Genomic DNA, 11,543 nt, shown 5'->3' with positions numbered 1-11,543 from the left:
GGGGCGGGGTTGGGCTCGCGCGTGCTTCCTTATACTCGCAACGATTACGGAGAGTAATTTGTTCCTTACGGTGGGGCTTTCCGGGGCGTTGTTGTTGCGTGTGCCGGCGGCTCCTGGGGCGCCCCTGGGTAGGCTGCCGCCCGCCGTTCGAGGCTCGTGTCCGTGGGGGCCGCGCCCCTGTCCTGCCGCGGGCCCGCGCCGCCGGCCCTGCCCCGGCACAGGCCCGCGCCCTCGATTCAGCCCGGGGTGTTCGCTTCCTCGATGTTGCCCGCCTCCTCGATCAGCCGTTGCAGGTGTGTCCGGCCCTGCCTCAGTAGGCCGGGCAGGTCCGCCGCGTTCGGGTACCACCGCTTCTCGTATTCCCAGCACCACCAGTCGACGGGCCCCGGGGCGAGTGCGGCCGTCACCTCCGGTAGCGGTAGCACGCCCGCCCCCAGCTGAAGCGGCGTCAGGTCATGGGCCGATGCCACGTCTTTGACCTGTACGTATCCAAGGTGTCGGCCCAGAGCGGCGCGGGTCGCGGTGGGCGTCTCCCCGCCGAACCAGCTGTGCAGCACATCCCACAGCGCGCCCACATGCGGATCGTCCACCGCCTCCAGGATCCGGGCCGCCGCCGCTCCGGTGCGGTGTGAGTCATGGGTCTCCAGCAGTACCCGCACCTCGCGTTCCGCGGCCAGGGGTGCCACCGCGGCCAGCCGCCGGACCGCGTCCGCGGCCGCGCGCTCCGCCGGACGGTCGCCGCCGCCGGGGAAGACCCGGACGTACCGGGCGCCCAAGTCGGCTGCCAGCAGCACCAGTTCGGTCAGTTCGTGTGCCAGCGCCGCCTCGGCCGCCGCCCCGGGACACTCCGCAGCGACCCTGGCGTACCCGGCGACGGCCAGGATCTCCACGCCCGCGTCCGCGAACCGTCCGCGCACCGCCGCCCGTTCCCGTATGCCCAGCAGCGGATGGACCGGCTCCTCGGGGTGCGCCCGCAACTCCACCCCCTGATAGCCGCACTGCGCGGCCAGCCGCACCACCTCGTCGACCGGCATTCCCGGCACCCCGAGTGTCGAGAACGCCGGCCGCATACCGACCGGTGCGCCGTCCTCGTCCATCCTGACTCCCGTCGTCTCCGTCCGGCCGGCCCGTCTGCCGGTGTGCTTGTCCGGGTTCTGCCTCCCTCCCTCGTTTTTGTCCTTCAGCCCGCGTCGGCTCATCCCGCGTCAGCCGCCAGATCTGCCCGGCCCGGTCCCGCCCGAAACCGCGCCGGGCCGCCCCCGACGGTCGCCGTCGACGGGGCCGCCGGACCGCACCGGCCCCGTCGACTCCCGTACCAGCAGCTCCGCGGGCAGCGTCGCCACCCCGCCCGGCGGCGCCGCCGCCCTCCCTACCGCCAGCCGCCCGGCCCGGGCCCCAGCCTCCCGCAGCGGCAGTCGTGCCGTGGTGAGCGCGGGCGTGGCGTCGGCGCTGAACGGCAGATCGTCGAAGCCGGTGACCGAGACGTCCTCCGGTATGCGCAGCCCCCGGTCGCGCAGCGCCGCGCACACTCCCAGCGCGGCGGTGTCGTTGGCCGCCACGACGGCCGTCAGTGCCGGCTCCCGGCGGAGCAGCTCCAGGGCCGCGTCATAGCCCGAGGCGCGGTCGTAGGCCCCGGGGACCGTACGCTCCGGCACGTCCGCGACGCCGTGCGCGGCGAGTGCGTCGCGGTGGCCGGCCAGGCGCTCGGCGGTGGTGGTGCGGCCGGCCGGGCCCGCGACGCAGCCGATCCGGCGGTGCCCCAGCGCCAGCAGATGCCCCGTCAGCCGCCGGGCGCCGCCACGGTTGTCGAACGCCAGGGTGACGGGCTGCACGGCGGCCGGGGGGCGTCCGGCGAACCGTGGAGGCGTCTCCTCCGCCTCTTCCCCTGCCTGCGCCCCGGGCGGCTCCGGCCGGGGCCGCCCGCACAGCACCACCCTGGTGCCCGCCTCCGTCAGCCGCGCCAACCGGGCGGAGAGCGCCCGCGCGTGCTCCGGATCCTCCGGGGCACCGCCGGTCAGCACCACCGCGGCCGCCCGCTGCCGCTGGAGGTGAGTGAGATGGTCCAGCTCGCGCTCAGGGGAGCCGCCCGTACTGCACACCACGGCCAGCTTCTCGCCACCGGGACCGGCGGCTCCGCCCAGCTCCCCCTGGACGGCGCCCGCCAGCACCCCGAAGAACGGGTCGGCGATGTCGTTGACCAGGATGCCCACCAGGTCCGAACCGGCGCCGGCCAGCGCGCTCGCCGGGCCGTCGACGACATACTCCAGCTCCGCCACCGCCCGCAGCACCCGGCCGCGGGTGCCCTCCGTCACCCGATAGCGCCCGCTGAGCACCCGCGAGACGGTCGCCGGCGACACCCCCGCGCGCGCCGCCACATCCGCCAGCGTCACCGCCATCACACCCTCCCGTGCGTCTCAACATCCGCCGAACACCGTCTTGTTGGCGACCTGCCAGGCAGGCTAGCGTCCCTCCTCGAAGAAAGCGCTTACTGTCCACAGGCACCCCTCCGCACACCCCCACTCCGCACCCACTTCACCCACCGAGCGCGAGAGAGGCCGGGCCGTGACACGCAGGACCGTACGCATCGCCATGAACGGCGTGACCGGGCGCATGGGCCACTACCAGCACCTGGTCCGCTCCCTCCTCGCCCTGCGCGACCAGGGCGGACTCCCGCTCGACGACGCCACGGTGATCTGGCCGGAACCGGTGCTGGTCGGCCGCTCCGGGCAGCGGGTCCGGGCGTTGGCCGACCGGTACGGCCTCGCCTGGAGCACCGATCTCGACACCGTCCTTGCCGACGACACCGTCGAGATCTACTTCGACGCCCAGGCAACCGCCGCCCGCGCACCGGCCGTGAAGAAAGCGATTGCCGCCGGTAAGCACCTCTACGTGGAAAAGCCCACCGCCACTGGCACGACCGAGGCCCTGCAGCTCGCCCGGCTTGCCCAGGAGGCCGGCGTCAGACACGGCGTCGTCCAGGACAAGCTCTTCCTCCCGGGGCTGCGCAAACTGCGGCGCCTCCTGGAGGCCGGCTTCTTCGGCCGCGTCCTGTCCGTGCGGGGCGAGTTCGGCTACTGGGTCTTCGAGGGCGACCGGCAGCCGGCCCAGCGCCCCTCCTGGAACTACCGTGCCGAGGACGGCGGCGGCATCGCGTCCGACATGTTCCCGCACTGGGAGTACGTGCTGCACGAGCTGTTCGGGCCGGTCCGCGCCGTCCAGGCCCGGGTCGCCACCCACCTCCCGCGCCGCTGGGACGAGTCCGGCGCCCCCTACGAGGCCACCGCCGACGACGCGGCGTACGCCCTCTTCGAACTGGACGGCGGCGTCCTCGCCCAGATCAACTCCTCCTGGACGGTCCGGGTGCACCGCGACGAACTGCTGGAGTTCCAGGTCGACGGAACCGAGGGCTCCGCCGTCGCCGGACTGCGCCGCTGCCGCGTCCAGCACCGCGCCACCACCCCCAAACCCGTCTGGAACCCCGACCTCCCGTCCACCGAGCCGTTCCGCGACCAGTGGCAGGAGGTCCCCGACAACGGGGAGTTCGACAACGCCTTCAAGGTCCAGTGGGAGCGCTTCCTGCGGCACGTGGTGGCCGACGGGCCCTGGCACTGGGACCTCTGGGCGGGCGCCCGCGGCGTCCAGCTCGCCGAACTGGGCCTGCGCTCCTCCGCCGAGGGGCGCCGGCTGCCCGTCCCGGAGCTGTCCCGGTGACCGCGCCCGGACCCGCGGCCCCCTCCGGGACGCCGCCGCGGCCGCGCTCCCGTACGGTCTTCGCCGCCGCCCATGTGGTCGCCGACCCGCGCGCCGACACCACACCGGAGGGTCCGGCCGCCCTCGACTGGGATGCCACCCTCGCCTTCCGCCACCACCTGTGGGCACACGGGCTGGGCGTGGCCGAGGCGATGGACACCGCCCAGCGTGGTGCGGGCCTGGACTGGCCGCGCGCCGCCGAACTGATCCGCCGTACGGCCGCCGAGGCCCGCGCCGTCGGCGGCCGTCTCGCCTGCGGCGTCGGCACCGACCAACTTCCGCCGCGCGGCGCCACGTTGGCCGGCGTCCGGGCCGCCTACGAGGAGCAGCTCGCGGTAGCCGAGGACGCCGGCGCGCGGCCTGTCCTGATGGCGTCCCGCCAACTCGCCGCGCTCGGTGCCGGCCCGGACGCCTACCGCGACCTCTACGGCCACCTGCTGCGCCAGACCACCCGTCCGGTGATCCTGCACTGGCTCGGCCCGATGTTCGACCCGGCGCTGGCCGGCTACTGGGGCAGCCCGGACCTCGACGCCGCCACGGAGACCCTCCTCGGCATCATCGCCGACCGTCCCGGCGCGGTGGACGGCGTCAAGGTCTCCCTCCTGGACGCCTCCCGGGAGGTACGGCTGCGCCGCCGGCTCAAGGCAGTGGGGGCGGCCGCGGGGACCTCGGGCAAGAAGAAGGGTGCGGGCGTGCGCTGCTACACGGGCGACGACCTCCACTATCCGGAGCTGATCGCCGGTGACGCGCACGGCTTCAGCGACGCACTGCTGGGTGTCTTCGACCCGCTCGCCCCACTGGCCGCCGAGGCACTCCGTCGCCTCGACGCCGGCGACCCGGCCGGTTTCCGCGCGGTCCTGGACCCGACGCTGCCCCTGGCCCGGCATCTCTTCGCGCCGCCCACCCGCTACTACAAGACCGGTGTGGTCCTGCTCGCCTGGTTGGCCGGGCACCAGTCGCACTTCACCATGGTCGGCGGCCTGCAGTCCGCCCGCTCCCTCCCGCATCTGCGCCGCGCCCATGAACTCGCCGCCGCGCTGGGCCTGTTCCCCGACCCGGACCTGGCCGCCGCGAGGATGCGCGCCCTCCTGGCCGTCCATGGTGCCGAGGAGGCGAGCACCCCGTGACGCATGCCGAGCCGCTGCCCCTGCTGTCCCGTCTGAGTCTCAACCAGGAGACCGTCCGGCAGTGGTCGCTGCCCGAACTCGCCGACGGCTGCGCCCGGGCGGGCCTGCGGGGCGTCGGCCTGTGGCGGGCTCCGGTGCGCGCCTACGGGGTGCGGGCCGCCGCCCGTCTCGTACGGGACGCCGGGCTGGCCGTCAGCAGTCTCTGCCGGGGCGGCTTCTTCACCGCCGAGGATCCGGCTGTCCGCCAGGCGGCCCTGGCGGACAACCGGGCCGCCGTCGAGGAGGCCGCGGCCCTGGGGACCGGCACCCTGGTCCTGGTCTCCGGCGGGCTGCCGCCGGGCAGCCGGGACCTGCCCGGCGCCCGTGAGCGGGTCGCCGACGCGCTCGCCGAACTGGCCCCGTACGCCGCCGAGCGGGGCGTCCGGCTGGCGCTGGAACCCCTCCACCCGATGTACGCGGCGGACCGGTGCGTGGTCTCCACGCTCGCCCAGGCCCTGGATCTGGCGGAGCGGTTCCCGGCCGACCAGGTGGGCGTGGTGGTGGACACCTACCACCTGTGGTGGGACGACACGCTCGCCGCCCAGCTCGACCGCGCCGCCCGCCCCTGCCGTATCGCCGCCTTCCAGCTCGCCGACTGGATCACCCCGCTCCCGGAGGGCGTCCTGCTGGGCCGCGGGCAGTTGGGCGACGGCGCGGTGGATCTGCGCTGGTTCCGCGAACGGGTCGACGCGGCCGGCTACCGGGGCTTCATCGAGGTGGAGATCTTCAACCCCGCGCTGTGGTCCCGCGACGGCACCGAGGTCCTCACGGAGATCGTCACCCGCTTCACCGCCCACGTCGCCTGACGCAGCGCAGCAGGCGACCCGGTCGGCGCCTGCGGAGCGCTCGCCGACCGGGGCCGGCAGCGCCTCGTCCGCCGCCGTCGGCCGCCCGGATTCCGCACCGTCGCCGCCGCGCTGTCAGCGCCCGGCGGTACCGTCGAGGCATGGTCAACGCAGCCGTGGTGGAAGGGGTCCTGGAGCGGATCACCTATGCCAACGAGGAGAACGGTTACACCGTCGCCAGGGTCGACACCGGCCGTGGCTCCGGTGAGCTGCTGACCGTCGTCGGTGCGCTGCTGGGCGCGCAGCCGGGGGAGTCGCTGCGGATGGAGGGCCGCTGGGGCTCCCACCCCCAGTTCGGCAAGCAGTTCACGGTGGAGAACTACACCACCGTCCTGCCCGCGACCGTCCAGGGCATCCGCCGCTATCTGGGCTCGGGCCTCATCAAGGGCATCGGCCCCCGGATCGCCGACCGCATCACCGAGCACTTCGGCATCGAGACCCTCGACGTCATCGAGAAGGACCCCGAGCGCTTGATCGAGGTGCCCGGCCTGGGGCCCAAGCGCACCAAGCTGATCGGCGCCGCCTGGGAGGAGCAGAAGGCCATCAAGGAGGTCATGGTCTTCCTCCAGGGCGTCGGTGTGTCCACCTCCATCGCGGTGCGGATCTACAAGAAGTACGGCGACGCGTCGATCTCCGTGGTGAAGAACCAGCCCTACCGTCTCGCCGCCGACGTCTGGGGCATCGGTTTCCTGACCGCCGACCGGATCGCCCAGTCGGTGGGCATTCCGCACGACAGCCCGGAGCGGGTCAAGTCCGGCCTCCAGTACGCCCTGTCGCAGTCCACGGACCAGGGCCACTGCTTCCTGCCCGAGGAGCAACTGATCGCGGACGCGGTGAAGTTGCTCCAGGTGGACACCGGCCTGGTCATCGACTGCCTGGCCGAGCTGGCCGAGGACCCGGAGGGCGTGGTCCGCGAGAAGGTCCCCGGTGCGGAGGACGGCGATCCGGTCAGCGGCGTGTATCTGGTGCCGTTCCACCGCGCGGAGATCTCCCTGGCCGGGCGGCTGTCCCGTCTGCTGCGCACCGACGACGACCGGATGCCGGCCTTCCACGGCGTCGACTGGGAGCGGGCGCTGGCCTGGCTGGCGCGGCGCACCGGGGCGCAGCTGGCCCCCGAGCAGCAGGCGGCGGTCCGCCTGGCGCTGACGAGCAAGGTGGCGGTGCTCACGGGCGGTCCGGGCTGCGGCAAGTCCTTCACGGTCCGCTCGGTGGTCGAGCTGGCCCGCGCCAAGCAGGCCAGGGTGGTGCTGGCGGCGCCCACGGGCCGGGCGGCCAAGCGGCTGGCGGAGCTGACGGGTGCGGACGCCTCCACCGTTCACCGCCTGCTGGAGCTCAAGCCGGGCGGGGACGCCGCCTACGACGCGGACCGTCCGCTGGACGCCGACCTGGTGGTGGTCGACGAGGCGTCGATGCTGGATCTGCTGTTGGCGAACAAGCTCGTCAAGGCGGTCCCGCCGGGCGCCCATCTGCTCCTGGTGGGCGACGTGGACCAGCTGCCGTCGGTGGGCGCCGGCGAGGTCCTGCGCGATCTCCTGGCCGCACCGGGCACGGTGCCCGCGGTCCGGTTGACGAAGATCTTCCGCCAGGCCCAGGAGTCCGGTGTGGTCACCAACGCGCACCGCATCAATTCCGGCGTCCCCCCGCTGACCAGCGGCTTGAAGGACTTCTTCCTGTTCCCGGAGGAGGACGCGGAGGAGGCCGCCCGGTTGACGGTGGACGTGGTGGCGCGCCGTATCCCGGCGAAGTTCGGCCTCGATCCGCGCCGGGACGTCCAGGTGCTGGCCCCGATGCACCGCGGCCCGGCGGGTGCGGGGGCGCTCAACGGCCTGCTCCAGCAGGCGGTGACCCCGGCGCGCCCGGATCTGCCCGAGCGCCGCTTCGGCGGCCGGGTCTTCCGCGTCGGCGACAAGGTCACCCAGATCCGGAACAACTACGAGAAGGGCCGCAACGGCGTCTTCAACGGCACGGTGGGGGTGGTCACGGCCCTGGACGCCGTCGAGCAGCAGCTGACGGTCCGCACGGACGAGGACGAGGAGGTGCCGTACGACTTCGACGAACTGGACGAACTCGCCCATGCCTACGCGGTGACGATCCATCGCTCCCAGGGGAGCGAGTATCCGGCCGTGGTGATTCCGGTCACCACCAGCGCCTGGATGATGCTCCAGCGCAATCTGCTCTATACCGCTGTCACCCGGGCGAAGCGCCTGGTGGTGCTGGTCGGCTCCCGTAGGGCCCTCGGTCAGGCCGTACGCACGGTATCCGCCGGTCGGAGGCATACCGCGCTGGATCACCGGCTCGCCGGAGCGATGTGAGGTCTCCCCTCTTTCCCAATCGGGGCGAACGGGAGCAGGATGGACTCCAATGCGGCACTGAGTGCCGCGATGGGGCCCTATGGCCGACCCCGAGTGCACATCCAAGGTCCAAATGGGGGAAGGTATAGGCAGTCAGGGCACCTCGAAGAAGAGGCACAACGTCGGTGAGGGATGACGTGAGCGACAACTCTGTAGTACTGCGTTACGGGGACGGCGAATACAGCTACCCGGTCGTCGACAGCACGGTCGGCGACAAGGGCTTCGACATCTCGAAGCTGCGCGCCCAGACCGGTCTGGTGACCCTGGATTCCGGTTACGGCAACACCGCGGCGTATAAATCCGCGATCACCTACCTCGACGGTGAAAAGGGCATCCTGCGTTACCGCGGTTACCCGATCGAGCAGCTCGCCGAGCGCAGCACGTTCGTGGAGACCGCGTACCTCCTCATCAACGGTGAGCTGCCCACCGTCGACGAGCTGGCGAATTTCAAGCAGGACATCACCTACCACACCCTGCTCCACGAGGACGTCAAGCGCTTCTACGACGGCTTCCCCCGGGACGCCCACCCGATGGCCATGCTGTCCTCCGTGGTCAGCGCGCTGTCGACGTTCTACCAGGACAGCCACAACCCGTTCGACGAGCGGCAGCGGCACATCTCCACGATCCGCCTGCTGGCCAAGCTCCCGACGATCGCGGCCTACGCCTACAAGAAAATGGTCGGCCACCCGGTCGTCTACCCGAGCAACGACCTCGGTTACGTGGAGAACTTCCTGCGGATGACCTTCTCGGTCCCCGCCGCCGAGTACGAGCTGGACCCGGTCGTGGTCAACGCGCTCGACAAGCTGCTGATTCTGCACGCGGACCACGAGCAGAACTGCTCGACCTCCACCGTGCGCCTGGTCGGCTCCTCGCAGGCGAACCTCTTCGCCTCGATCTCGGCGGGCATCAACGCCCTCTGGGGCCCCCTGCACGGTGGTGCCAACCAGTCGGTGCTGGAGATGCTGGAGGGCATCCGGGACGCCGGCGGCGACGTCGACACCTTCATCCGCAAGGTGAAGAACAAGGAAGACGGCGTGAAGCTCATGGGCTTCGGGCACCGCGTCTACAAGAACTTCGACCCCCGGGCGAAGATCATCAAGGCCGCGGCGCACGATGTCCTCTCGGCTCTGGGCAAGGAGGACGAGCTCCTCGACATCGCCCTGAAGCTGGAGGAGCACGCGTTGGCCGACGACTACTTCGTCGAGCGCAAGCTCTACCCGAACGTCGACTTCTACACCGGCCTGATCTACCGGGCCATGGGCTTCCCGACCGAGATGTTCACCGTGCTCTTCGCGCTCGGCCGGCTGCCCGGCTGGATCGCCCAGTGGCACGAGATGATCACCGAGCCCGGTTCCCGGATCGGCCGTCCGCGCCAGGTCTACACCGGTGTGGTCGAGCGCGACTTCGTGCCCGTCCAGGAGCGCTGAGTCCGGTCCCGCGCAGCGGCCGGACCGGCGCCGGCCGTTACGCACTGGTGATCGATAATCGCGTAAACGCGAAACGCCCTGCCCCGGTCCGGCCGGTGCGGGAGCGCGTACGCGCAAACGAAAAGCGCCCCGCCTCCGGATCCCCCCACGGGTCCAGAGTGCGGGGCGCTTCCCATGTCCCGGTGCGGATTCCCCCCACGGGATCCGGCCGGGCGTTCCGGGTTGCACCGCGCTCTGCCGGGACGCGCACATTCGGGAGGGCCGCTCAAAGCTCCCCGGGCGCGTCGCCCCGGCCAACGCGGAGCCGGGCGCGGTCCCCCAAGACCTTGCACGGCTGTCGCAGTGCAAGCCCCGCCGGGGTGCCTGCACTGCCCGGTTAGACTCGCGACCCCCCTCGATGGTTACGTTCCGAAGAGTGTGATCTGGGTCTCATGCCATATGGGGTCGAATGTGGTCAAGGACTTCCATTTGGAGATCGACGCCCCGAGGTATGGGTGTTGTGCCAGTTGTAAGGGCCGTGTGAATTTTCGTGGCCGCGTCCTGACGTTGTGACCATTCGCCGCTGATCGTCCCGGTCTGCGGCGATTACCGTGGGTGCCCGGTTGTGGGAGTGTTCCCCGATACGCGCGAGGCGCAGACCGCCCCGCCGGAGCGGGTGCGTCCTGCGCCTCGTGGACGAGCGCGACGGTGTCGGCTCGGATCAGACCTGGCCCACGAGATCGTAGCCCGCCTCGTCCACCGCCGCGCGCACCTCGGCCTCGTCCAGCGGCGCCTCCGAGGTGATGGTCACCAGGCCGGTCGACGCGACCGCCTGCACCGCGCTCACCCCGGCGATCTCGCCGATCTCGGACGACACCGCGCCCTCACAGTGTCCGCAGGTCATGCCCGTGACCTTGTAGGTGGTGGTCACCGCGTCGGCCTGGACGGCGGTGCCGCCGCCGGTGTGGCAGGAGTTGTCAGGGGTGCAGCAGGAGCTGTTCTCAGCCATGGGATTCTCCTCGTGGTGCCGTGTGTGCCGACATGCGCCGGTGCGGGCGATGTGGCCGTTGCGCTCAGTGTGGTGCCCGAGTGGCGTGAGAGAGCGCGGTGGCGGCCGGTGTCGTCCGCCCGACTTTCGCAACTCTATACCCCCTAGGGGTATGAATCCAGTCCGGGGCCCCCGGGTCGCACGCGTTGCCGCCCACCCCGCCACGCGTCAGCCTGGGGATACGAACTCGGGGCGCGGATCCGAGGAGGCGGCCGGATGGACGGCACACTCGCCCTCTACGGCCTGCTGGCGCTCACCACCCTGCCGCCACTGGTCCCCAACTCCGCGCTGCTCGTCTCGGCCGGCGTCCTCGCCTCCGAAGGGCACCTCGCGCTTCCTCTCGTCCTGGCCGTCGTCGCGGGCAGTGCCCTGCTCGGCGACGTGCTGATGTACCTCGCCGCCCGGCGGTTCGGCGGTCCGGTCCGTGCCTGGATGCTCCGCCGCCCGCGCCGCCGCACAGCACTCGAATGGACCAGCCGGCGGATCCGGCGCTACGGCGTGCCCTTCGTGATCGCCGTGCGGTTCCTGCCCAGTGGGCGGATCGTCGGCCCCCTGGCCTCCGGGGTGCTGCGCTACCCCCTGCGCAAGTACCTGATCGGCGCCGGCCTCGCCGAATCCCTGTGGGCGGCCTACTCCGTCGGCCTCGGCTACCTCGGCAGCGCCGCTGCCGGAAACCGCCTCTACGCCGCGGGCATCGGCCTCGGCGTCTCCGTCGTCGTCGCCACGGTCGGCACCGTCGTCCAGTGGACCGTCCGTCGTCGTGCCCGGCGTGCCCGGGGCGGCCGCAGGGCGGCCGGTGAACCCCCGCTCGCCGACCGCGAGATGACCCGCGGGCCGGGGTGCGGGATCGGTCGCGAAGCCGACCGCGACGAGGGTGGCGACCAGGCGTCCTCCAACGTCACGGCGTGACTGTCAGTGGTCGTCCGTAACGTTGGGGTCATGGCGACGCAACGAGAAATCACGGAACGAGAAATCGA

General features: G+C 72.1%; 9 protein-coding genes. 6 read left to right on the top strand and 3 right to left on the bottom strand.

Annotation, left to right across the window (positions count from 1 at the left end):
- Positions 1-236 precede the first annotated feature (236 nt).
- Both B073_RS0131065 and B073_RS0131060 read right to left on the bottom strand, forming a co-directional pair.
- On the bottom strand, positions 237-1,070 hold the full coding sequence (locus B073_RS0131065) for a sugar phosphate isomerase/epimerase family protein (protein WP_026247892.1): 834 nt from the start codon (positions 1,068-1,070) through the stop codon (positions 237-239).
- A 135-nt stretch (positions 1,071-1,205) separates the two neighbouring features.
- Complete coding sequence (locus B073_RS0131060; protein ID WP_018541985.1) at positions 1,206-2,396, bottom strand: LacI family DNA-binding transcriptional regulator; 1,191 nt, start codon at positions 2,394-2,396, stop codon at positions 1,206-1,208.
- Positions 2,397-2,562: 166 nt separating this feature from the next.
- Here B073_RS0131060 and B073_RS0131055 point away from each other — a divergent pair, with 166 nt between their 5' ends.
- The 5 genes from B073_RS0131055 (at position 2,563) to B073_RS0131035 (ending at position 9,539) form a co-directional block, all read left to right on the top strand.
- Positions 2,563-3,711: a Gfo/Idh/MocA family protein gene (locus tag B073_RS0131055; RefSeq protein WP_026247891.1), complete on the top strand. Its 1,149-nt coding sequence runs from the start codon at positions 2,563-2,565 to the stop codon at positions 3,709-3,711.
- The gene (locus B073_RS0131050; RefSeq protein WP_018541983.1) at positions 3,708-4,877 is read left to right on the top strand and encodes a dihydrodipicolinate synthase family protein; all 1,170 of its coding nucleotides are present in this window, start codon (positions 3,708-3,710) and stop codon (positions 4,875-4,877) included. The genes B073_RS0131055 and B073_RS0131050 overlap by 4 nt, the downstream gene beginning before the upstream one ends.
- Positions 4,874-5,722, top strand: a complete 849-nt coding sequence (locus B073_RS0131045) for a sugar phosphate isomerase/epimerase family protein (RefSeq protein WP_018541982.1) — start codon at positions 4,874-4,876, stop codon at positions 5,720-5,722. Before B073_RS0131050 ends, B073_RS0131045 begins: the two co-directional genes overlap by 4 nt.
- Before the next feature lie 140 nt (positions 5,723-5,862).
- Positions 5,863-8,073, top strand: a complete 2,211-nt coding sequence (locus B073_RS0131040) for an ATP-dependent RecD-like DNA helicase (protein WP_018541981.1) — start codon at positions 5,863-5,865, stop codon at positions 8,071-8,073.
- Positions 8,074-8,249: 176 nt separating this feature from the next.
- Positions 8,250-9,539: a citrate synthase gene (locus B073_RS0131035; protein ID WP_018541980.1), complete on the top strand. Its 1,290-nt coding sequence runs from the start codon at positions 8,250-8,252 to the stop codon at positions 9,537-9,539.
- 700 nt (positions 9,540-10,239) lie between these two features.
- On the opposite strand, the gene B073_RS0131030 is transcribed toward B073_RS0131035, so the two are convergent.
- The gene (locus B073_RS0131030; RefSeq protein WP_018541979.1) at positions 10,240-10,527 is read right to left on the bottom strand and encodes a heavy-metal-associated domain-containing protein; all 288 of its coding nucleotides are present in this window, start codon (positions 10,525-10,527) and stop codon (positions 10,240-10,242) included.
- A 255-nt stretch (positions 10,528-10,782) separates the two neighbouring features.
- On the opposite strand from B073_RS0131030, the gene B073_RS41695 reads away from it, so the two are divergent.
- Positions 10,783-11,475, top strand: coding sequence for a DedA family protein (locus B073_RS41695; protein ID WP_018541978.1), 693 nt, complete (start codon positions 10,783-10,785; stop codon positions 11,473-11,475).
- Positions 11,476-11,543: the final 68 nt, after the last annotated feature.

This window comes from Streptomyces sp. MspMP-M5 (assembly GCF_000373585.1).
Taxonomy (GTDB): domain Bacteria; phylum Actinomycetota; class Actinomycetes; order Streptomycetales; family Streptomycetaceae; genus Streptomyces.
Note: the sequence above shows the minus strand (reverse complement) of the source record. Positions and strands in the feature narration are given on the sequence as shown.

Bases quoted from the DNA above. Each gene is read 5' to 3' on its own strand.
- B073_RS0131030 (WP_018541979.1), bottom strand. From the start codon at position 10,527: ATGGCTGAGAACAGCTCCTGCTGCACCCCTGACAACTCCTGCCACACC.
- B073_RS0131040 (WP_018541981.1), top strand. From the start codon at position 5,863: ATGGTCAACGCAGCCGTGGTGGAAGGGGTCCTGGAGCGGATCACCTAT.
- B073_RS41695 (WP_018541978.1), top strand. From the start codon at position 10,783: ATGGACGGCACACTCGCCCTCTACGGCCTGCTGGCGCTCACCACCCTG.
- B073_RS0131065 (WP_026247892.1), bottom strand. From the start codon at position 1,070: ATGCGGCCGGCGTTCTCGACACTCGGGGTGCCGGGAATGCCGGTCGAC.
- B073_RS0131060 (WP_018541985.1), bottom strand. From the start codon at position 2,396: ATGGCGGTGACGCTGGCGGATGTGGCGGCGCGCGCGGGGGTGTCGCCG.